The following is a 21060-nucleotide window of genomic DNA, read 5'->3' as shown; positions in this document are numbered from 1 at the left end:
GATGTACTTTGCCCCGCGCAATGGTCCGCCCCGACTGGACTTGCCGTTAAGCCGGCGTTAGCGTGACAGCGGTTTTTTGCCATCCAAGGGCTTTACATGAACAACGCTGCGCCTGCGCAGCTCACATTCCGCGCGGTGGTTCTTGCCATCGTGCTGGCTGTGGTGCTGTCTGCTGCCAATGCTTACCTGGGCCTGTTCGCAGGCTTGACCATCGCTACCGCCATTCCCGCCGCCGTCGTCTCGATGGGCGTGTTGAGGCTGCTCGGTGGCGGCACCATCCTTGAGAACAACATCGTCCAGACCGGTGCTTCGGCCGGTTCGTCGATTGCCGCCGGTGTGATCTTCACGATCCCGGCGCTGGTGATCATGGGCTACTGGCCGGACTTCAAGTACTGGTGGGTGCTGGGCATCGCCGGCCTGGGTGGCCTGCTGGGCGTGCTGTTCTCGGTACCGCTGCGCCGCTCGATGATCGTCGAAGATCCGCTCCCCTTCCCGGAAGGCAAGGCGGCGGCCGAAGTGCTCAAGGCCGGTGAGAACCCCGGTCCAGGCATGAAGATCCTCGGCATCTCGGCCGCGATCGGTGGCCTGGTGAAGCTGGCTGCGGCTTCGGGCCTGCGTATCTTCCCGGACGCCTGGGCGCAGTCGGCCTATGTCGGCAGCTCCAAGGTCACCGCCTTCATCGGCACCAACCTGTCACCGGCCCTGCTGGGCGTGGGCTACATCGTCGGCCTGAACGTCGGCATCGTGGTGTTGTCCGGCGCGATCCTGTCCTGGCACATCGCCATTCCCCTGTACCAGGCGTTCTTCCTGTCAGGCAACCCGGACCTGGCGGCATCACTGGCCTCGGCCTCATCGTCCGACGCCGCATTCGCCATCTGGGGCTCGCAGATCCGCTACCTGGGCGTGGGTGCCATGTTGATCGGTGGTGTCTGGACGCTGTTCTCGCTGCGCAAGTCGCTGCTCAACGGCGTGAAGAGTGGTTTCGCGGCTGCCCGCAAGAGCAGCGGTCCGGCCCTGGCCGAGACCGAGCGCGACCTGCCGATGAAGTGGATGCTGATCGCCCTGATCGCCTTCACCCTGCCGCTGCTGGGCCTGTACCAGGCCATCGTCGGCCAGTGGCACGTGTCGATCCCGATGACCATCATCATGATCGTCGCCGGCTTCCTGTTCGTATCGGTGTCGGCTTACCTGGCCGGCCTGATTGGTTCGTCCAACAACCCGGTGTCGGGCATCACCATCTCCACCATCCTGTTCGCCTCGGTGGTGCTGGTGTTGTTGCTGGGCAAGGACGGCTTGACCCCGGTCGGTATCGGCGGTGCGCCGCTGGGTGCGGTGGCCGCGATCATGATCGGCGCGGTGGTGTGCTGTGCTGCCGCTGTCGGCGGTGACAACCTGCAGGACCTCAAGGCCGGTTACCTGGTCGGCGCCACCCCGTGGAAGCAGCAGCTGATGCTGGGCATTGGTGCGTTCTCCTGTGCCCTGATCATGGCCCCGGTGCTTAACCTGCTGGCGCATGCCTACGGCATCGGTGCCCCGACTGCCGAACACCCGAACTCGCTGGCCGCTCCGCAGGCCAACTTGATGGCATCGGTGGCGCGTGGCCTGTTCGGCGGTGAACTGCCGTGGACGATGATCGCGCTGGGCGCGGGCGTCGGCGCGGCGATCATCGCCATCGACGAATGGCTGAAGAAGACCGGCAAGCGTTTCCGCGTGCCGGTGCTGGCTGCCGCCATCGGCATCTACCTGCCGCTTGAATTGATGGTGCCGATCTTCCTGGGCGGCCTGCTGGCCCACCTGGTGGAGCGTTTCCACAAGCTGCGTGCGGACGATGAAGAAGGCCGCGACCGCGTGCATCGCCCGGGCGTGCTGTTTGCTGCTGGCCTGATCACCGGTGAAGCCCTGATGGGTATCGCCATTGCGGTGCCGATCGTGGTCAGCGGGCAGGGCGACGTGCTGGCATTGCCGCTGGGCGGCTTTGCGGAGACCTGGGCGACGTTGTCAGCCTGGGTTGGTCTGTTCGTGCTGTTCCTGGTCGGCCTGCTGATGTATCGCATCGGCAAGAAGGGTGAGCCGGCGGCGAAGTCCTGAGGCTGAAACGGCTGGCCCCCTGTGTTCCTTCTCCCGCTTGCGGGGGAAGGTGCCCTGCAGGAGCGGATGGGGGCTTTGGACTTTGATTTGGCTGGGGTTTTAGCGCCCAAAAGCCAATGCGAATGCACCCTTGCCCAGTCCTCCCCTTGGTCTGCGGCCAAAGGGAGCGGGCTTGGAGCCGAAGCCAGAGCCAGAGCCAGAGCGCCCTCACCCCAACCCCTCTCCCGCTCGCAGGAGAGGGGCTTGCTGCAAAAGCGGGGGGCTCAGGCGCCAGCGGGGCGCAGGCAGCATTGCAGTCCAGTCAACACAAAGCCGCCCCCGGGCGGCTTTGCTGTTTTCGGCGGTTGCCCGGGCATGACTTCAAGCCTTTGCAACGGGACAAGCTCGCCGCCTACCATCGGGGTTTGCCTTTATTCCGGGAGATGCCCATGAAGCTTCGTCACGCCTTGTTGCCCCTGTGCCTGTTGGCCGCGTTGCCATCATTGGCCAGTGCGCGCGGTTTTGAAGTCCGCGACATGGTGAAGCTGGACCGCGCGTCCGCGCCGCTGCTCAGCGCCAACGGTGCCCAGGTGGTATTTGCCAAGCGCACCGTCGATGCCGATCTGAAAGCCAGCAGCAGCCTGTGGATCCGCGACCTGCGTACCCGTGACATGGCGCCGCCGAAGCGACTGTCGCCGGAAGGCTGGAACGTCAACTCGGCTGCCATCTCTGCTGATGGCCAGAGTGTCTACTTCCTCAGTGCCAAGAACGGCAGCCAGCAGCTGTACGTCATGCCGCTGGCCGGCGGCGCGCCGCAGCAGTTGACCGATTTCGCCACCGATGTGGACAGCTACCGCGTCTCGCCGCAGGGCGACCGCGTGGTGTTCAGCGCCGGCGTGTTCCAGGACTGCGGCTCGGATCTGGCCTGCACCAGCAAGCGTCTGGAAGCCGAGAAGGCCAGCAAGACCAGCGGCCAGGTGTTCGACAGCATGTTCGTCCGTCATTGGGACACCTGGGCCGATGGCCGCCGCAACACGCTGTTCGTGGCACCGCTGCCGACCGGCACTGCGGCCGCAGTGAAGGGCGCATCGGCAATCAGCGCCACGCTGGCCGGCGATGCGCCGTCCAAGCCATTTGGCGGCAATGAAGATTTCGCCTGGTCGCCGGACGGCACGTCGGTGGTGGCCAGCATCCGCGTGCAGGGCAACCAGGAACCGTGGTCGACCAACTTCGACCTGTACAAGCTCGACGCTGCCGGCAAGAAGGCCCCGGTCAACCTGACCGCCGGCAACCCGGCGTGGGATGCCGGCCCGGTGTTCAGCGCCGACGGCAAGACCCTGTTCTACCGCGCGATGAAGCGCCCGGGTTTCGAGGCTGACCGCTTCGGCCTGATCGCACTGGACCTGGCCAGCGGGAAAACGCATGAGATCGCCCCGCAGTGGGACCGCTCCGCTGACGGCATCACCCTGTCGGCCGACGGCAGCACCATCTACACGACCGCGCAGGACATGGGCGAGCACCCGTTGTTCGCCGTGGCTGTGGCCGATGGCGCGGTGAGCAAGGTGGTGGGCGAGGGCAGCATTTCGTCCTTCGCCATCGCTGGCGATGCACTGGCCTTCAGCCGCAATTCGCTCAAGAGTGGCGACCAGGTGTTCACCGGCACCACCACCGCAGGCGCACCGTTGCGTGCCATCACCCAGAGCGCCGGCGAGATGCTGCCGGACGTGGACTTCGGTGACTTCGAGCAGTTCTCGTTCAAGGGCTGGAACAACGAGACCGTGCACGGTTACGTGGTCAAGCCGCACGACTACCAGGAAGGCAAGAAGTACCCGGTCGCGTTCCTGATCCACGGCGGCCCGCAGGGCAGCTTCGGCAATGGCTGGAGCTACCGCTGGAACCCGCAGACCTACGCCGGCCAGGGCTACGCGGTGGTGATGATCGACTTCCATGGCTCCACCGGTTACGGCCAGGCCTTCACCGACGCCATCAGCCAGCATTGGGGCGACCGCCCGCTGGAAGACCTGCAGAAGGGCTGGGCCGCAGCGCAGCAGCAGTACAGCTTCCTCAACGGCGAGAAGGCGTGCGCGCTGGGCGCCAGCTACGGCGGCTTCATGGTCAACTGGATCGCCGGCAACTGGAACGAGCCGTGGAAGTGCCTGGTCAACCATGACGGTGTGTTCGACCAGCGCGCCATGGGTTACGCCACCGAAGAACTGTGGTTCACCGAGTGGGAGCAGGGCGGCACGCCATACGACGTCCCGCAGAACTACGAGAAGTTCAACCCGGTCAACCACGTCGCCAACTGGAAGAAGCCGATGCTGGTGGTGCAGGGCCAGCTGGACTACCGCATTCCGGTGGAGCAGGGCCTGGCCACGTTCACCGCGCTGCAGCGCCAGGGCATCGAGTCCAAGTTCCTGTACTTCCCGGACGAGAACCACTGGGTGCTCAAGCCGCACAACAGCGTGCAGTGGCATGACACGGTCAATGACTGGCTGAAGCAGCACATCGGTCAGTGATGCAAGTGAGGGCATGCCACTGGCATGCCCTCTTTATTTGGCTTGGCGCGGTTGGGTGGAGCAAAAGCCCCCTCATCCGCCCTTCGGGCACCTCGCTCCGCGCCCCTGTCCAGCGCAGCGCGCTGGTCGTTCGGCCTTGTACGAGCCAATGGCTCGTAAGCAACAAGCCCTCACCCCGCTCGCGGGGGAAGGGAGTGATCAAGATGGTCGCAATCTCAAAAGCCCTTCTCCTGCACGCCTGGGGATGAAGCAATCAGGATGTCTGCAATCTCAAAAGCCCCCCTCCCGCATGCGGGAGAGGGGTTGGGGTGAGGGCAGGCTTTTCAGCACTCAAGCATCAAGGGGATAAACGATGATGGCAGCCGCAACAGGCGCACTCATCAGTAACGACATCATCGTGTTCGGCCTGATCGCCGCCACGCTGGGCGTTATTTTCTGGACGTCCGGCAGCAGCAACTCGCTGTTGAAGAAGTTCTACAGCTTCGTGCCGGCACTGCTGCTGTGCTACTTCATTCCCGGGGTCTACAACACCTTCGGCCTGATCGACGGGGAAACCACCAAGCTCTACAACCCGATCGCGCGCGATGTGTTCCTGCCCGCCGCGCTGGTGCTGCTGACGCTGTCCATCGACCTGAAAGGCATCATCGGGCTTGGCTGGAAAATGCTGGCCATGTACGTGGCAGCGGTGCTGAGCATCATGCTGGGTGCGCTGGTGGCGTTCCAGTTGATGACATGGATCCACCCGGAAACAATGGCCGGCGCTACCTGGGGCGGCATGGCGGCATTGGCCGGCAGCTGGATCGGCGGCGGCGCCAACATGCTGGCGATGAAGGAGATCTTCGAAGTCGACGCCACCACGTTCGGGCAGTTCGCGGTGGTGGATGTCGGTGTGGGCTATGTGTGGATGGCGGTGTTGATCTTCTTCGCCTCGCGCGCACCTGCGCTGGACAAGCACAGCGGTGCCGATACCACCGCGCTGGATGAACTGCGTGATCGCGTTGCCAGTTACCAGGCGCAGCACGCGCGCATTCCGGTGCTGGGCGACCTGATGGTGATGGGCGGTGTGGCGTTCGGCACCGTTGCGTTGGCGCACGGGGTGGCCGGCCCGCTGTCGCAATGGTTCGCCGCCAATGTCGGCTGGGCCTCATCGGTCAGCCTGGACAAGCCGTTCGTATGGGTGGTGCTGCTGGCGACCTTCATCGGCCTGGGCCTGAGCTTCACTCGTGCACGTGAGCTCGAAGGCGTGGGCGCGTCGAAATGGGGCTCGATGTTCCTGTACTTCCTGATCGCCTGCATCGGCATGCAGATGGACTTGCTGGCGCTGCTGGAAAAGCCTTGGCTGTTCGCACTGGGCGTGATCTGGATCGGCGTGCATATCGTGTTGCTATGGCTGGTGGGCAAACTGCTGCGCGTGCCGTTCTTCTATTTCGCCATTGCTTCGCAGAGTAATATCGGCGGCCCCGCATCGGCTCCGGTGCTGGCCACCGCATTCCATCCGGCATTGGCGCCGGTCGGCGTGCTGCTGGGTACGCTGGGTTATGCGGTGGGTACCGGCGCGGCTTACGTTGTCGGCATCGCACTGCGGGCGATGGCAGGATGAGATGACAGCGCAAAAACATCGGGATAAACACCCGGATTCAGCTGCAGCGGCGCTGACCAGAAGCCCGTCACCGACACCAGCATGCTAGGCTCTGCGCCTCCCCACGCCACGCTACCAACGTGGCGTTTTTATTTCCCTTCGATCGACAGGAACAGGCCTTATGCCGACCGAAAACACCCCCGCACTCATTACCAACGACATCGTCGGGCTTGGCCTCATCGCCGCCACGCTGGCATTGATCTTCTGGTTGGCTAGCGGTCCAACACCGCTGTGGAAGAAAGTATTCACCTGGGTGCCGGCGCTGCTGCTGTGCTATTTCATCCCGGCGATCTACAACACCGTGGGTCTGATCGATGGCCACGGCACCAAACTCTACAACCCCATCGCACGCGATGTACTGCTGCCGGCAGCGCTGGTACTGCTCACCTTGTCCATTGACCTGAAGGGCATCATCCGCCTTGGACCGAAGCTGCTGATCATGTTTGTCACCGGCACGGTCGGCATCGTGCTCGGTGCGGCGGTGTCGTTCCAGGTGATGAAGCTGATCCACCCGGAAACCGTGGCCGGCGATACCTGGGCCGGCATGGCCGCGCTGGCCGGCAGCTGGATCGGTGGTGGCGCCAACATGGCCGCCATGCGCGAGACCTTCAATGTCGATGCCACCACCTTCGGTCAGTTCGCCGTGGTCGATGTGGCGTGTGCCAGCCTGTGGATGGCAGTGCTGCTGTGGCTGGCCGGGCGTTCGCAGGCCATTGATGCCAAGAGTGGTGCCGATACCACGGCCATCGACGACATGAAGCGTCGTATCGCCGAGTACGAAGCCAAGAGTGCGCGTAATCCGAGCCTGACCGATCTGATGGTCATCGTCGGTGTCGGCCTGGGCGTGGTGGGGTTGGCGCATGCGCTGGCCACACCGTTGGCGGCCTGGTTTGGGGAGAACGTCAGCTGGGCCAGCAAGGCCTCGTTGAATTCATCCTTCGTGTGGGTGGTGATGCTGTCCACCCTGATCGGTCTGGCGCTGAGCTTCACCCGCGTGCGCAATCTGGAAGCCGCCGGTGCCTCGAAGATTGGCACGTTGTTCCTGTACTTCCTGATTGCCTGCATCGGCATGCAGATGGATCTGCTATCGCTGATTGATCGCCCATGGCTGTTCCTGCTGGGCGTGATCTGGATGGGCGTGCATATCGGGCTGCTGTATCTGGTCAGCCGTCTGCTGCGTACACCATTGTTCTTCTTCGCCATTGGTTCGCAGGGCAACATCGGCGCGGCTGCATCGGCACCGGTGGTCGCTGCCGCATTCCATCCGACCCTGGCGCCGGTGGGTGTGCTGCTTGGCACGGTGGGCTACGCCACCGGTACCGTTATCGCCTACATGACTGGCCTGATGCTGAAGTGGATGGCCGGCGCGTAGGAGCGAGTTCAGCGGCGAAACCACGGACTCCGGTGCCGTGGAAGAGCCTGTGATCTGTCGACTGGCCGGCTTCGCGGCCGAGTCCGCTCCTGCGGACTGCAATGAAAAAGGCGGGGCCATCGGCCCCGCCTTTTTTTTCGTTCCAACACCTGCAACTCAGCAGCAGCGGAAACCGCTCCTGCCACCGAAGCGGGCTTCCTGACGCTCGCGGAAGAAGGTTTTGTAATCCATGACCTCGCGGTCGGGATGTTTCTCGCGCATGTGCCGGACGTAGTTGTCGTAGTCCGGTACCCCGCAGCACAGGCGTGCGGTCTGCACCAGACGCCGCCAGGTGCGGCGGAACGTCTGGTACTGACCAACGGGGACCAGCTCGGTGCCCATTACAGATCGATCTCGTGTGGCTTGAGGGCGACGTACGGTGTTTCGTGATCGGTACGCACCGACGAGCGGCGGGCGGCAGCGATGGTCTTGACCGAGTACACCAGCACCGCGAACACCACGAACAGGAACAGCACGGTGAGGCCGGCATTGATGTAGTTGTTCACCATCACCTGCTGCATCTGGTCGAAGTTCTTCGACGGCGGCAGCAGGTTGCCATTGGCGATGGCGTCACGGTACTTGTGTGCCTGTGCCAGGAAGCCCACGCCCGGTTCGTTGGAGAAGATCTTGATGAAGCCTGCAGCGGTGGTGCAGATCAGCAGCCAGACGGCCGGGATCAGCGGCACCCATGCGTACTTGTCCTTCTTCATCTTGAACAGCACCACGGTGCACAGCAGCAATGCCACGCCGGCCAGCATCTGGTTGGCGATGCCGAACAGCGGCCACAGCATGTTGATGCCGCCCAGCGGATCGGTCACGCCCTGGTACAGGAAGTAACCCCACAGTGCGACGCAGCCGCCGGTGGCGATGAAGCTGGCCACCCACGAGTCGGTGCGACGCAGCGCCGGCACGAAGTTGCCCAGCAGGTCCTGCAGCATGAAGCGGCCCGAACGGGTGCCGGCATCCACCGCGGTGAGGATGAACAGTGCTTCGAACAGGATGGCGAAGTGGTACCAGAACGCCATCATGCCGTCGCCCGGGAGCACGGCGTGCAGGATCTGCGCGATACCCACCGCCAGCGTCGGTGCGCCACCGGCGCGCGACAGGATGGAGTGCTCGCCGATTTCAGCGGCGGTGGCGGTCAACTGGTCCGGGGTGATCGCAAAGCCCCAGTTGGTCACCACCTGCGCGGCGTGGACCACGTCCGTGCCGATGATCGCAGCGGGGCTGTTCATGGCGAAGTAGATGCCCGGCTCGATGATCGAGGCAGCCACCATGGCCATGATCGCCACGAACGATTCCATCAACATGCCGCCGTAGCCGATGTAGGCGATGTGGCCTTCATTGGCCAGCAGCTTGGGCGTGGTGCCGGAGCTGATCAGCGCATGGAAGCCGGACACCGCGCCACAGGCGATGGTGATGAACAGGAACGGGAACATGCTGCCCTTCCACACCGGGCCGGTGCCGTCGGTGAACTGGGTCAGCGCCGGCATCTTCAGCTCCGGCATCACGATCAGGATGCCGATGGCCAGGCCGACGATGGTGCCGATCTTGAGGAAGGTGGACAGGTAGTCACGCGGGGCCAGCAGCAGCCATACCGGCAACACCGCGGCGACGAAGCCGTAGCCGATCAGCATCCAGGTGATCTGCACGCCGGTGAAGGTGAACATCGGGCCCATCACCGGGTCCGCGGCGACCTTGCCGCCGTACCAGATGGCGGCGATCAACAGCACCAGGCCGACCACGGAGATCTCGCCGATCTTGCCGGGGCGGATATAGCGCATGTACACGCCCATCAGGATGGCGATGGGCATCGTCGCGATGACGGTGAACATGCCCCAGGGGCTGCCTTCCAGCGCCTTCACCACGATCATCGCCAGCACCGCCAGGATGATGATCATGATCATGAAGACACCGAACAGCGCGATGGTGCCGGGCACCGGGCCCATTTCCTCGCGCACCAGATCGCCCAGCGAACGGCCGTTGCGGCGCGTGGAGATGAACAGGATCATGAAATCCTGCACCGCACCGGCCAGCACCACGCCGGCGATCAGCCATAGCGTGCCGGGCAGGTAGCCCATCTGCGCGGCGAGCACCGGGCCGACCAGCGGGCCGGCGCCGGCGATGGCGGCGAAGTGGTGGCCGAACAGCACGTGCTTGTTGGTGGGCACATAGTCCAGGCCATCGTTGTTGATGATCGCGGGCGTGGCGCGGGTGGGATCAACCCCCAGCACCTTGTTGGCGATGAACAGGCCGTAGTAGCGGAAGGCGACCAGGTACAGCGAAACGGCTGCCACCACGATCCAGAGAGCATTGATGTGTTCGCCGCGGCGCAGGGCCACAACACCTAGACAGAATGCGCCGATCAGGGACAGCAGCGCCCAGCCGGCTTTGGAAAAACCTTTCATCGAGTCGCCTCGCAGGGAGATGCAGGCAAGGTTCTACCCATGCAGGGCAGGGGTCAACGTGTATGGCAGGTGAAGCGGATGAGACTTTGGTAGTAGGACGGTGCCCTGCCAAGCCTGACTGCGCGCAACCTGCATGCCACGCCGACACACTGTCTGGAACGATCGGTTGCACGGGTAATGATTGGCGCGGCGGCCTGCGACCGCCATTGTCGTTGGAACCTTGAAGGAGACCCTGCCATGCGCAGTGAAGAATCTGCCCGCGTGCTGCGCACCCTGCGTGGCATGCCGACCTCCGATGGCGCGGGTGTGCGCCTGACCCGGGTGATCGGCACCCCGTCGTTGCCGGAGCTGGACCCGTTCCTGATGCTGGACGAGTTCGGTACCGACCGCGCGGAGGACTACATCGCCGGTTTTCCCAACCACCCGCATCGGGGGTTCGAGACCGTCACCTACATGCTCGATGGTCGCATGCGACACAAGGACAACCACGGCAACGAGGGCCTGCTCACTCCCGGCAGCGTGCAGTGGATGACCGCCGGGCGAGGGCTGGTGCATTCGGAGATGCCCGAGCAGGAATCCGGGCGCATGCGTGGGTTCCAGTTGTGGGTGAACCTGCCGGCGCGCGACAAAATGACCGCGCCCCGTTATCAAGAATTCGCGCCTGACCGCATCCCGCAGCTCTCGCCGGCCGACGGGGTCACAGTCAAGGTCATCGCCGGGCAGGTGGATGAGGTGCGCGGGCCGATCGTGCAGCCGGCCACCGATCCGCTGTACCTGGATGTCTCGCTGACCGCGGGCAGCCGCTGGTCGTACCCGTTGCCGGCCGGGCACAACGTGTTTGCCTATGTATTCGAAGGGGCTGCGACGCTGGGTGACGGCACGGATGCACAAACGGTGGTGCAGCACGAACTGGCAGTGCTGAGCAGCGGCCACCTGGCCCTGACCGCCGGTACCGGCGGCGCAAGCCTGATCCTGGTCGCGGGCCGTCCGCTGCGCGAGCCGGTGGCGCGCCATGGCCCGTTCGTGATGAACACCCGCGAAGAACTGATGCAGGCCTTCGTCGACTACCAGGAAGGGAAGTTCTGAAGCGCGGGCGTGCGTCGGCGCATCCGGCGCATGCGTGATCCTGGAACCAATGCCACGATCACGACAAAAGCCGGGTGCGTGCCCGGCTTCTTGATGTGCCTGTGCAGTGGAGCGGACGAAGCAAGCGGGGCAACCGCAGGTACGGCTGCCTCTGCTCACGTCGCTTCACTCACTCCTGGTTGGCGCCGGCCAGGGTGGACGGGCTGAGGTTGAGCGTCTGCGTCAGGTTCTGCAGGTTGCCCAGCTCGCCGGTGTCGGCGGCATCGATCCAGATCTGCGCGAAGCGGTTCTTGTCCAGCTTGACCGTGGTGATGCGGCGCGACTCCAGCCCCGGCAGGTCGCGGCCCCCCATGTCGAGCTTGTACCAGTGCAGGGATTCGCCAGCGAACGTGCCTTTCTCCGCGCGCAGGGAGCGGTTCAACAGCAGGTCCGGGTCGCGCGTGGTCAGCATCAGGTTCAACACGGCGCGGCCATCGCCGGTGGTGGCCTTGCACACGATGAACGCGCTCTGCGTCTGTTGTTCCCAGTGCAGGCCGCTGTCGGACGGTAGGGTCGGGCACTGGTCAGCCTGCTGCGACCAGGCGGTACCCCAGGCGGCAAGCAACAGTGCGGCGGAAACAATACGGACAGTCTTCACTTCACATTCCCCATAAAACATCGGCCGTGATCGGCACGACGACAGTCGTGGATGGTTCTGAAGGCAGCAGCGTTGGCCGGTAGGCAATGTTCCCCTCGCCCCGTCAACGCATCCCCATGCGTATCCGGCCAGACCCGACGTTATTACAGAATCCACCTCGCTGGCAAAAAGATGTTGCCGGATATGCAAACGGCCCCGTCGAGGGGGCCGTTTGCAGGTTGCCGGAAGTGGGGGGCTTACTTGTCGTTGCCGATCCACTTGTAGGCGATGCCGCCGATCATCGCGCCCAGGATCGGCGCCACCCAGAACAGCCACAGCTGGCCCAGCGCGCCGGAGCCGGCAAACACCGCCACGGCGGTGGAGCGGGCCGGGTTCACCGAGGTGTTGGTCACCGGGATGCTGATCAGGTGGATCAGGGTCAGCGCCAGCCCGATGGCGATGGGGGCGAAGCCGGCCGGGGCGCGGCCATGGGTGGCGCCCATGATCACCACCAGGAACACGGCGGTCAGCACCACTTCGCACAGGAAGGCCGCTGCAACGGCATAGCCGCCGGGCGACAGTGCACCGTAGCCATTGCTGGCGAAGGCGCCGGCCTGGCTGCCGTCAATCAGGAAGTTGGGATTGCCCTGGGCGATCTGCAGCAGGATGAAGCCGGCAAAAATGCCGCCCAGCACCTGCGCCACGATGTAGGGCACCAGGTCCTTGCCGGCGAAACGGCCACCCGCCCACAGGCCGATGCTCACTGCCGGGTTGAAATGCGCGCCGGAGATATGGCCGAAGGCATAGGCGCCGGTCAACACGGTCAGGCCGAAGGCCAGTGCCACGCCGACGAAGCCGATGCCCAGCGGATTGCCGTCACCACCGAAGTTCGCTGCCAGCACGGCACTGCCGCAGCCGCCCAGCACCAGCCAGAAGGTGCCGAGGAACTCGGCAGTTAGTCGCTTTCCCATGCTCATGAGTGTTGTTTCCTTATTGACCCCGAACGGGCGTACAAAAAATAGCCGAATAACCTGCGTAGGTGAATCGAAATCGGCGGTAGGGCGTGGTTTGGCGTGTGCCGGCTGGCGGTGTCCCACCAGCCGTGCTGCGCCAAGGCTGGCAGCGGTGCCTGCATGTCGCCGATTGCATTGAAGCGGCGATCGGACCACGACCTCCGCCGCTGACGCCGTCGGGATGGGGCCCGGTCGATGCAATCAACCGGAGTTGTTGATCCCACCCGGAAGCCGCTCAGCCAGGCAGCGGGATGAACTCCTTGTCGTCCCCGGGGATGGTGCCGAAGCGGCCGTTCTGCCAATCGTCCTTGGCCTGCTCGATGCGTTCCTTGGAGCTGGACACGAAGTTCCACCACAGGTGGCGTGGGCCGTCCAACGGTTCGCCGCCCATCAGCATCGCCTTGACCGGCGTTTTGGCACGCAGCCGGCCACGCGCGCCGGGTTCGGGAATGACCAGGTGCTGCGCCGGGATGTCGATGCCATCCAGCTGCGCATCGCCTTCCAGGATGTAGAGCGCGCGCTGCACATGCGAGGTGTCCAGATCGATCTCGGCATCGGGGTCCAGGTCGATGGCGACATTCAAGGTATCGGCAAAGACCTTCACCGGGGATTCCTCGCCATAGGCGCGGCCTGCGATCACCCGGAGCCAGGCACCGTCCCGGCGCTGTTGTGGCAACTGCGCGGCGGGGAAGTGGAAGAAGGCCGGGTCGGTTTCCTCGTGCGTTCTGGGCAGGGCCACCCAGGTCTGCATGCCGTGCACCGCCTGCTCATGCACGCGGACGTCGGCGGGGGTGCGTTCGGAATGGGCGATGCCACGGCCGGCGGTCATCCAGTTCACGTCGCCGGGACGGATCACCTGCTCCGAACCGAGCGTGTCACGGTGGCCGATCTGCCCGGCCCACAGAAACGTCACTGTCGCCAGGCCGATGTGTGGATGCGGGCGCACGTCGATGCCTTGGCCAGGGCTGAAGATGGCCGGCCCCATGTGATCCACGAATACGAATGGCCCGACGCTGCGCGCCTGCAGCGAGGGCACTGCGCGGCGGACCTGGAAGCCGCCAAGGTCATGAACGCGTGGGCTGATGATGGTGGTCATGATGTCTCCATGCTGGGAACCTGGGCGGCAGGATGGCATGGGTAACGAGAGTGCGTCGTGACCAGTGTGGCAACGGATTGTTTTGTCGGGTTGGGCTTTTCACCCCCACCCTTGGGCAGCGCCAAGGGGAATGACCAGGAAGGGCTGAAGTGCTTGAGCGCTACCGCCGCGATGCCAGTCGATCCGCCAGCCGTGTCGGCTCGGGCAGGCGATAACCACGCAGGCAATCCAGTACCAATGGCAGGCAGGTTTCCACCGAGACGCGATGCCCCGGCGACACGAACAAGGGCCTGCATCGCGGCTTGCTGCGCAGCACCCAGCCCACCTGCCGGCCTTTGAACATCAGCGGGGAATGATCACCCTGCAGCGGGCCGGGCTCGTCAAAGTCACCCACCAGCCGGCTTTTGCCGACCCCGATGCTGGGCAGACCGGTGAGCACACCCAGATGCGCGGCGATGCCGAGTCCGCGTGGATGTGCGATGCCGTGGCCGTCGACCATCACCAGCTCCGGCGCCTGCGACAGCTGCGCAAGCGCCTGCAGGGCAGCGGGCAACTCGCGGAAGCTGAGCAGGCCGGGGATATAGGGCAGCGCGGTGGGCAGTCGCGCCACGGTTGTTTCAAGTGGTTGCTGGCTGGCGCCATCCAACAACACGGCCGCAGAGAGCGTGGTGCGGCCGCCGTCCTCGAAACCGCTGTCGATACCGGCAATCCGGGCAGGCAGGCTTGCCAGTGCATCGCTCAGGTCAACCCGTGCCGCCAATGCCAGCTGCTGTTGGCGCAGCTGGGCGTAGTTGGGGGAAATCGAATTCATGCCGACAAGCGTGCCAGCTTGCAGGTCGTCGCGGCGTGCGGGGCGAGGGCTGCGGCGACCGGCTACAATCGACCTCTTTCCTTCCCCGAACCGGAGATATCCGCAGTGACCCGCAAACTCGTGCTGTTGCGCCATGGCCAGAGCCAGTGGAACCTCGACAACCGTTTCACCGGTTGGGTGGACGTGGACCTCACCGAGCAGGGCCGCCGCGAAGCCGCTGCTGCCGGCCGGCTGATGAAGGAAGAAGGGCTGCAGTTCGATGTCGCCCATACCTCGGTGCTCAAGCGCGCCATCCACACGCTGCAGGGCGCCCTGGCCGAACTGGACCAGGACTGGCTGCCGGTCAGCAAGTCGTGGCGCCTGAATGAGCGTCACTACGGTGGCCTGCAGGGCCTGGACAAGGCCGAGACCGCCGCCAAGCACGGCGAGGAGCAGGTCAAGGTGTGGCGCCGTTCCTACGACATCCCGCCGCCGCCGATGGACCTGGAAGACCCGGGCCACCCGATCCACGACCGTCGTTACGCCGGCCTGGACCGCAACGCGCTGCCGGGTACCGAGTCGCTGGCCACCACGCTGGACCGCGTGCTGCCGTACTGGCATGACGCCATCGCCCCGCAGTTGAAGGACGGCAAGACCGTGCTGGTCACCGCGCATGGCAACTCGCTGCGCGCGTTGTACAAGTACCTCAACAACGTGAGCAAGGAGCAGATCCTGGAGCTCAACATTCCGACCGGCATTCCGCTGCTGTTCGAATTGAACGACGATCTGACCGTGCAGTCGTTCCGCTACCTGGGCGATCCGGAAGCGGCGAAGAAGGCCGCCGAGGCCGTCGCCAACCAGGGCAAGGCGAAGTAAGCCGGCACCCACGTTTCTCCTGGACACCCGGCCTTGTGCCGGGTGTTCTGTTTTGTGGCCGTGGTTGGCCCTGTGCCATGATCGGGCACGGAAAAAACACAGGAGTGAAGCGTGAGGCGAAAGGTGATCTTGGGATGTCTTGCCCTGCTGCTGGCAGGGAGTGCAATGGCGGCGACCGCACCGGCCGTCACATCGGTCCCGCCAACCCTGCAGGTTGAGCAGCGTGGTGGTGGCCAGCCCTACGAAGTCATCGGCAGTGAAGTGTGGGATGTGCCGGACCCGGTATCGGCCCGTGTCTACCAGGTGTTCGTCGCCCTGCCGGCCGGCTACGCCGAGAACCCGGACCGGCGCTATCCGGTGCTTTACGTCACCGATGCGGATTACGCCTTTACATTGATCCGGCAGATGGCGCGCCGCTTGAACGTGGAAGGGCCGCGCATCGAGGACTTCATCCTGGTGGGCTTGTCCTATGCCAAGGGTGACGGTGGCATGCCCAGCCGCCGTCGCGACTACACGCCCACTCCCAACGCCCCCAGCGGCACGCCCGCCGATAGCGTGCACGGTGGTGGTGCGTCCTATCTGAGCTATCTGGACAGCCAGGTACTGCCGTTCATCGCACAGCATTACCGCACCGACGAACAGCGCAGGTTGTTCCTCGGCCACTCCTACGGCGCCTTGCTGGGTACGCAGATTCTGTTCGAGCGTCCGCAGCTGTTCTCCGGCTATATCCTCGGCAGCCCGTCGTACTGGTACGACCAGCATGTGATGGAGCGTCAGGAGAGCCGTTTCGCGGCAGCGCATCGTGACCTGCCGGCACGGATCTACATGTATGTCGGTGAGCGTGAGGCGCCGGCGCACGGTGGCGACGCGGACATGGTCGGGGATGCACGACGGATGCAGAAGGTGTTGGCATCGCGCCGGTACGCATCGCTGCAGCTGCAGCTGGATGTGCTCAACGACGAAGACCACCTGACCGTCGCGCCGCGCGGATTCATGCAGGGGCTGGAGTACCTGCTCGCGCAGCCAGCATCCCCCAGCAAGGCCGAGTAAGCCACGTCGTTGGAATCGGTCACGGGAACCCGGCGCAAGCCGGGTTTTTTGTTTGCCCCGCCCAACCCTCACGGGCCATTTACGGTGCAGCTGAAAAATTGCGCACTCCATCCTGTTGCATACGGCCCCACGTTGGAGCGCGTACCGGCAGCGAGACTTCTTCCCACGTACAGGAAACAAGATCATGAGCAAGCCGGCAGTAGTACTGGTACATGGCTTCTGGGGCGGCGCGGCCCATTGGGCCAAGGTCATTCTGGAGCTGAAGAAACTGGGGTACACCGACATCCGTGCGGTGGAGAATCCGCTGACGTCATTGGCCGATGACGCCGAGCGCACCCGCAAGATGGTGGCGCAGGTACAAGGCCCGGTAGTGCTGGTCGGGCATTCCTATGGTGGCGCGGTGATCAGCCAGGCGGGCAACCAGGACAACGTGAAAGCGCTGGTGTTCATTGCCGCGTTTGCCCCCGATGCCGGGGAAAGCGCTGGCGGCATCACCCAACAGCATCTGCCGGAGGCCGCACCGAACCTCGCGCCGGACAGCGATGGCTACCTGTGGTTGAACCCGGCCAAGTTCCACGAGAGTTTCTGCCAGGACCTGTCGCCCGACGAAGGCTTCGTGATGGGCGTTACCCAGAAGGCGCCGCTGGCCAGCACCTTCGGCGACAACATCAGCGACCCGGCGTGGAAGCACAAGCCAAGCTGGTATCAGCTTTCCACGCGCGACCGGATGATCGCCCCGGAAAACCAGAAGGCGATGTCCGAGCGGATCAAGCCGCGCCGTGTGCTCAGCCTGGATGCCAGCCACGCGTCGCTGGCCTCGCATCCGGTGGAGGTGGCGGCATTGATCGACGAAGCGGCAAAGCAGACTGCCTGAGTCGGTTCATCGGTGGCAGCCGGGGAGGCCGGGCGCGCCCCGGCCACGCCTTGCACGTTTGCTGGAATCGGCAGAGGACCTGCGTTGCGTGGAGAGTGCTTCCTTGTCCCAATGGGGGAGGAGGTGCCGAGTGCCAGATGAATGGATTGCTCTCACTTGCGCGTGTGGCTCCTTCAGCGGGCCATTTACATTGCGCGCAGTACCACGACCAACGGCAGGTGCGCCGCCGACGACGATGACTAGACTGCGATAGTCCCCTCTCGTAGTGGCCATCATGGCAATGCCGGCCAGCGCCGCATCACGACAATCGACCGCAACCGGCGGCTCACGCAGCCGGTTGTTGTTCGCGGGCGAGCGATTGTCGGCACGGGTGAGCTGGTATGCGCCGGGCCAGCGCATGCAGCGGCACACGCACGATTGCCATCAGCTTTCCTTGTTGTTGCTGGGTACGCTGGGCGAACAGACGCCGCAGCATGAAGTCCGATTGGCGACATCGGCCGTCGGGCTCAAGCCTGCGGGTTTGGTGCACGCGAATGATTACGGTCCTTCAGGCGCGCTGATCCTCGGCATCAACCTGCCGACCAGCTTCGATCTGAAGCGTGGGCTTGGCATCGAGGAAGGCTGGCAATGGCGTGAGCAACCCGCATCGACCGTGCTGGCGCGCGGCGGCACCACGCTGGCGCAACTGCTGACGGACGATCTGCCGGCGATGCAGGCCGAAGCCGGCCTGTGGGAGCTGTTGGCGACGATGGTGACGGCTGGCCGGCGACCGGCAGGTACGCCACCACGCTGGCTGGCATTGGCCTGCGAGCGGCTGCGTGAGGAGCCGGTATCGCTGGCGGCGCTGGCCGCCGAGCAGGGCCTGCATCCGGTGTATTTCACGCGGGCGTTCGCGCGCTGGATCGGTTGCACGCCATCGGCGTTCCGCATGCGTGCACAACTGCAGCGGGCCTTGCCGCTGCTTGCCGCGGGGCACTCACTGGCGACAGCGGCATACCAGGCCGGTTTCGCCGACCAGGCGCATCTGAGCCGGGTCACACGGCAGCACAGCGGGTTGACGCCGGCACGGCTGGCCGCGCTGTTGCGCGAGTGAACGCGCGCGGAGACAGGTTCAATCCGTTCAATACGCCGGGCGGCACGCCCCGGCAGCATCGTGGCAGGTATTCCGGGAATCGCATCATGCCTCTGCGCCTCATCCATCGCTGCCTGCTGCTCGTGCTGGCGCTTGTCTCCTTCGTAGTACCGGCTGCCGCGGCGACGCCGGAACAGGCCGCCCGGCAATTGCAGGCTTTCCTCGACGGCATTCCCACGCTGGGGCCGGGCTATGCGGTGGTGGTAGTTGATCGCGAACGGCAGCTGCTGGGTTACGTGCGAGGCACGCGCAATGTCGCCAGCGGCGCGCCGCTGACAATGGGCACGCCGATGTATATCGCCTCGCAGACCAAGTCCTACATGGGTTTGTTGGCACAGTTGCTGGATCAACGCGGTGTGCTGCGCTTGGACAGCACCCTGGCCGAGCACTGGCCGCAGCTGCGGTTGCCCGCTGGCGTCGATCCGGCCGAATGGACGTTGGCGGACCTGCTCAACCACCGGGTGCCGTTGAGCGCCGATGCACTCACTACGCTGGAGGCCTACATCGGCGCACCGGACCCGGCCTTGTACCCGCAGCTGTTGTCCATGTTGGCTAGCGCGCGCCCGGCCGGTTTCGATTACGACAACCTGGGCTACAACATCTACGCCGCCATCCTTTACCAGCGCACCGGAAAGCGGTGGCAGGACTGGTTGCAGGAAGAGCTGTTCGTGCCGTTGCAGCTGCATGAGACCGCAGCGCGTACCTCGGCATTCGATTCGGCGCAGTTGGCGTTCAACCACCAGTGGCTGGGGCAGGAGCGTGGTTGGCAGGTGGTGCTGCCCAAACCTGACGCGATCATGCATTCGGCCGGCGGCATGATGACCTCGCCGCGCGATCTTGGCCGTTGGCTGCGTGTGCAGCTGGGCGCGCCGGTGCCGGCGGGATTCAATGCGCAGGCGATCGACGCGGCGCATGTCATCGGGGTGCAGGTGGACCCCAAAGCGCGCAACGCCTACGAACTTCCCTGCAACGGTTATGCGTTTGGCTGGAACGTCTGTGATTTTGAAGGTCACACGCTTTACATCCATGGCGGCAGCTACACCGGTGCCCGCAGCATGATGGCGTTCTCGCCAGACCTGGGCGTGGGCATCGGCGTGTTTTCCAACTCCGACAACGCTACCGGGTGGCTGACATCGCGCACGGTGGTGCAGTTCTTCCAGTACCTGGTGGATCACTCGGAAGCCGCATCATGGGCGCAGACACGCCAGCAGACCTACCCGAAGCGGGTTGCCGAGCAGCTTGCCGGCATGCGCGCACGCCAGGAAAAGGAACGTGCCGATCCACGTTGGCAGGGCTGGAACTGGCAGCCGACCGGAGAGAAACGTGCGATCCATGTCGGCCGTTTCCGTGGTGAACGGCTGCCGGTTGACGCGCTTATCAGTGAAGACGACGGTGTCCTGCGCCTGCGGATCGGTGTACTGGAACGTGAGCTGCAGCCGGCGGTTGTTGATCTGTTCGGTGCGCAGGGCGGGCCGTTGGATGCGGTGGAGCCGTTGCGGTTCCTTCGTGATGCGCAGGGGCAGGTGAACGGCTTTGAATTTGATGGTGAGCGTTATCTGAGGTGATCGAGCTGCTGGGTTCGGCAATGAAGCCAGCATTAAACGTAGGAGCGACTTTGCTATCGCGCCCCTGACGCCGCGCCGGTCACGTCAACGAAAGAACTGGCTCGGCGTCAGCCCGAAGCGGCGCTTGAACATGGTGGTGAACGCACTCGGGCTTTCATAGCCGAGCGCCAGTGCAACGTCGATGACTTTCTCACCGATGGCCAGCCGTTCCAATGCACGCAGCAATCTCGCCTGTTGCCGCCACTGGCCGAAGGTCATGCCCAGTTCGCGTGCGCACAGGCGCTGGATGGTCTTCACATCCACCTTCAACCGAGCGGCCCAATCCTGCAGCGTGGACGCATCATCCGGGCGACGCTCCAGTTGCCGGGCGATCATGCGCAGCCGTTTGTCACTGGGCTCGGGCAGGTGCAGCGGCAGCACCGGCAGGGTCTGCATTTCATCCAGGATCAAACGCATCAAGCGGCCATCGCGGGAGTCCTCGCGATATGGTTGTTTGACCGTCACCGCAGTGCGGATCAAGGCGGCCAGCAGCGGGGTGATCGACACCGCTGAAGGTCCCGCCGCTGGCTGTGACATCGCCGCAGGGGAGATGTACAGGCTGCGCATCTGCACCAAGCCGATGCAGTGCACCTGGTGGCCGGTTCCGGCGGGCATCCAGATGGCACGGGTGCTGGGCACGACCCAGCGGCCCATGCCCGCGCGCACCACCAATACGCCCGACTCGGCGTACACCAGCTGATGGCGGTCGGGATGGTGATGCAGCGGAATGACCGTGTCCGCGCTGTAGTCGCGGGCCTTGCAGTACACCGCGGTCTCCGGCCCGGCCGGCAGGGGGCGGCGCTTGCCGGCGCGAAGGGGGGTGTCCTTTTCGAGAGAGTGTATGACCATATCGCGCAAGAAGGGCGTTCGCGACGACTCTAC

17 protein-coding genes are annotated in these 21060 nt (G+C 64.5%); 10 read left to right on the top strand and 7 right to left on the bottom strand.

Features of this window, described 5'->3' with window-relative positions; all coding sequences use genetic code 11:
• Positions 1 to 96: 96 nt before the first annotated feature.
• From ABB26_RS13950 to ABB26_RS13935, 4 genes are all read left to right on the top strand, one after another.
• Positions 97 to 2088: an OPT family oligopeptide transporter gene (locus tag ABB26_RS13950; RefSeq protein WP_057635161.1), complete on the top strand. Its 1992-nt coding sequence runs from the start codon at positions 97 to 99 to the stop codon at positions 2086 to 2088.
• 428 nt (positions 2089 to 2516) lie between these two features.
• Entirely contained in the window at positions 2517 to 4583 is a 2067-nt protein-coding gene (locus ABB26_RS13945; RefSeq protein WP_057635159.1) for a S9 family peptidase, read from the top strand.
• Between the two features lie 355 nt (positions 4584 to 4938).
• The gene (locus ABB26_RS13940) at positions 4939 to 6183 is read left to right on the top strand and encodes a DUF819 family protein (RefSeq protein ID WP_057635262.1); all 1245 of its coding nucleotides are present in this window, start codon (positions 4939 to 4941) and stop codon (positions 6181 to 6183) included.
• A 160-nt stretch (positions 6184 to 6343) separates the two neighbouring features.
• Positions 6344 to 7594, top strand: coding sequence for a DUF819 family protein (locus tag ABB26_RS13935; RefSeq protein ID WP_057635157.1), 1251 nt, complete (start codon positions 6344 to 6346; stop codon positions 7592 to 7594).
• A gap of 156 nt (positions 7595 to 7750) precedes the next feature.
• Here the strand turns inward: ABB26_RS13935 and ABB26_RS13930 are convergent, their stop codons facing one another.
• Entirely contained in the window at positions 7751 to 7975 is a 225-nt protein-coding gene (locus tag ABB26_RS13930; RefSeq protein WP_057626620.1) for a YbdD/YjiX family protein, read from the bottom strand.
• Positions 7975 to 10041 carry a carbon starvation CstA family protein gene (locus ABB26_RS13925; protein WP_057635154.1) on the bottom strand — a complete coding sequence of 689 codons (2067 nt, stop codon included), beginning with the start codon at positions 10039 to 10041 and terminating at the stop codon, positions 7975 to 7977. The genes ABB26_RS13930 and ABB26_RS13925 overlap by 1 nt, the downstream gene beginning before the upstream one ends.
• Before the next feature lie 237 nt (positions 10042 to 10278).
• Between ABB26_RS13925 and ABB26_RS13920 the strand changes: the two genes are divergently transcribed.
• Positions 10279 to 11127 carry a pirin family protein gene (locus ABB26_RS13920; protein ID WP_057635152.1) on the top strand — a complete coding sequence of 283 codons (849 nt, stop codon included), beginning with the start codon at positions 10279 to 10281 and terminating at the stop codon, positions 11125 to 11127.
• 169 nt (positions 11128 to 11296) lie between these two features.
• Here the strand turns inward: ABB26_RS13920 and ABB26_RS13915 are convergent, their stop codons facing one another.
• From ABB26_RS13915 to nfi, 4 genes are all read right to left on the bottom strand, one after another.
• The gene (locus tag ABB26_RS13915) at positions 11297 to 11785 is read right to left on the bottom strand and encodes a hypothetical protein (protein ID WP_152982691.1); all 489 of its coding nucleotides are present in this window, start codon (positions 11783 to 11785) and stop codon (positions 11297 to 11299) included.
• A gap of 215 nt (positions 11786 to 12000) precedes the next feature.
• A complete protein-coding gene (gene aqpZ / locus ABB26_RS13910) occupies positions 12001 to 12720 on the bottom strand; it encodes an aquaporin Z (protein ID WP_057635150.1) in 720 nt (239 codons plus the stop codon).
• Positions 12721 to 12991: 271 nt separating this feature from the next.
• Entirely contained in the window at positions 12992 to 13852 is an 861-nt protein-coding gene (locus ABB26_RS13905) for a pirin family protein (protein ID WP_057635149.1), read from the bottom strand.
• Between the two features lie 160 nt (positions 13853 to 14012).
• A complete protein-coding gene (nfi, locus tag ABB26_RS13900) occupies positions 14013 to 14663 on the bottom strand; it encodes a deoxyribonuclease V (protein WP_057635147.1) in 651 nt (216 codons plus the stop codon).
• A 105-nt stretch (positions 14664 to 14768) separates the two neighbouring features.
• Between nfi and gpmA the strand changes: the two genes are divergently transcribed.
• From gpmA to ABB26_RS13875, 5 genes are all read left to right on the top strand, one after another.
• Complete coding sequence (gene gpmA / locus ABB26_RS13895; RefSeq protein ID WP_057635144.1) at positions 14769 to 15518, top strand: 2,3-diphosphoglycerate-dependent phosphoglycerate mutase; 750 nt, start codon at positions 14769 to 14771, stop codon at positions 15516 to 15518.
• Positions 15519 to 15683: 165 nt separating this feature from the next.
• Positions 15684 to 16568 (top strand): alpha/beta hydrolase, encoded by an 885-nt coding sequence (locus tag ABB26_RS13890; protein WP_057635142.1) that lies wholly within the window; start codon positions 15684 to 15686, stop codon positions 16566 to 16568.
• A 184-nt stretch (positions 16569 to 16752) separates the two neighbouring features.
• Positions 16753 to 17442: an alpha/beta hydrolase gene (locus ABB26_RS13885; protein ID WP_245626226.1), complete on the top strand. Its 690-nt coding sequence runs from the start codon at positions 16753 to 16755 to the stop codon at positions 17440 to 17442.
• A gap of 274 nt (positions 17443 to 17716) precedes the next feature.
• The gene (locus ABB26_RS13880) at positions 17717 to 18535 is read left to right on the top strand and encodes a helix-turn-helix transcriptional regulator (protein WP_152982689.1); all 819 of its coding nucleotides are present in this window, start codon (positions 17717 to 17719) and stop codon (positions 18533 to 18535) included.
• 86 nt (positions 18536 to 18621) lie between these two features.
• A complete protein-coding gene (locus ABB26_RS13875; protein WP_057635139.1) occupies positions 18622 to 20139 on the top strand; it encodes a serine hydrolase domain-containing protein in 1518 nt (505 codons plus the stop codon).
• An 84-nt stretch (positions 20140 to 20223) separates the two neighbouring features.
• Here ABB26_RS13875 and ABB26_RS13870 read toward each other — a convergent pair whose 3' ends face one another.
• Positions 20224 to 21027 carry an AraC family transcriptional regulator gene (locus ABB26_RS13870; protein WP_211261973.1) on the bottom strand — a complete coding sequence of 268 codons (804 nt, stop codon included), beginning with the start codon at positions 21025 to 21027 and terminating at the stop codon, positions 20224 to 20226.
• Between the last annotated feature and the right edge of the window lie 33 nt (positions 21028 to 21060).

This window comes from Stenotrophomonas humi, from assembly GCF_001431415.1.
GTDB lineage: Bacteria > Pseudomonadota > Gammaproteobacteria > Xanthomonadales > Xanthomonadaceae > Stenotrophomonas > Stenotrophomonas humi.
This window is presented reverse-complemented; position numbering and strand designations above follow the sequence as displayed.

Coding starts and splice junctions, on each gene's coding strand:
- ABB26_RS13950 (WP_057635161.1), top strand. CDS start 97: ATGAACAACGCTGCGCCTGCGCAGCTCACATTCCGCGCGGTGGTTCTT.
- ABB26_RS13945 (WP_057635159.1), top strand. CDS start 2,517: ATGAAGCTTCGTCACGCCTTGTTGCCCCTGTGCCTGTTGGCCGCGTTG.
- ABB26_RS13940 (WP_057635262.1), top strand. CDS start 4,939: ATGGCAGCCGCAACAGGCGCACTCATCAGTAACGACATCATCGTGTTC.
- ABB26_RS13935 (WP_057635157.1), top strand. CDS start 6,344: ATGCCGACCGAAAACACCCCCGCACTCATTACCAACGACATCGTCGGG.
- ABB26_RS13930 (WP_057626620.1), bottom strand. CDS start 7,975: ATGGGCACCGAGCTGGTCCCCGTTGGTCAGTACCAGACGTTCCGCCGC.
- ABB26_RS13925 (WP_057635154.1), bottom strand. CDS start 10,041: ATGAAAGGTTTTTCCAAAGCCGGCTGGGCGCTGCTGTCCCTGATCGGC.
- ABB26_RS13920 (WP_057635152.1), top strand. CDS start 10,279: ATGCGCAGTGAAGAATCTGCCCGCGTGCTGCGCACCCTGCGTGGCATG.
- ABB26_RS13915 (WP_152982691.1), bottom strand. CDS start 11,785: ATGTTTTATGGGGAATGTGAAGTGAAGACTGTCCGTATTGTTTCCGCC.
- aqpZ (WP_057635150.1), bottom strand. CDS start 12,720: ATGAGCATGGGAAAGCGACTAACTGCCGAGTTCCTCGGCACCTTCTGG.
- ABB26_RS13905 (WP_057635149.1), bottom strand. CDS start 13,852: ATGACCACCATCATCAGCCCACGCGTTCATGACCTTGGCGGCTTCCAG.
- nfi (WP_057635147.1), bottom strand. CDS start 14,663: ATGAATTCGATTTCCCCCAACTACGCCCAGCTGCGCCAACAGCAGCTG.
- ABB26_RS13890 (WP_057635142.1), top strand. CDS start 15,684: ATGGCGGCGACCGCACCGGCCGTCACATCGGTCCCGCCAACCCTGCAG.
- ABB26_RS13885 (WP_245626226.1), top strand. CDS start 16,753: ATGAGCAAGCCGGCAGTAGTACTGGTACATGGCTTCTGGGGCGGCGCG.
- ABB26_RS13880 (WP_152982689.1), top strand. CDS start 17,717: ATGGCAATGCCGGCCAGCGCCGCATCACGACAATCGACCGCAACCGGC.
- ABB26_RS13875 (WP_057635139.1), top strand. CDS start 18,622: ATGCCTCTGCGCCTCATCCATCGCTGCCTGCTGCTCGTGCTGGCGCTT.
- ABB26_RS13870 (WP_211261973.1), bottom strand. CDS start 21,027: ATGGTCATACACTCTCTCGAAAAGGACACCCCCCTTCGCGCCGGCAAG.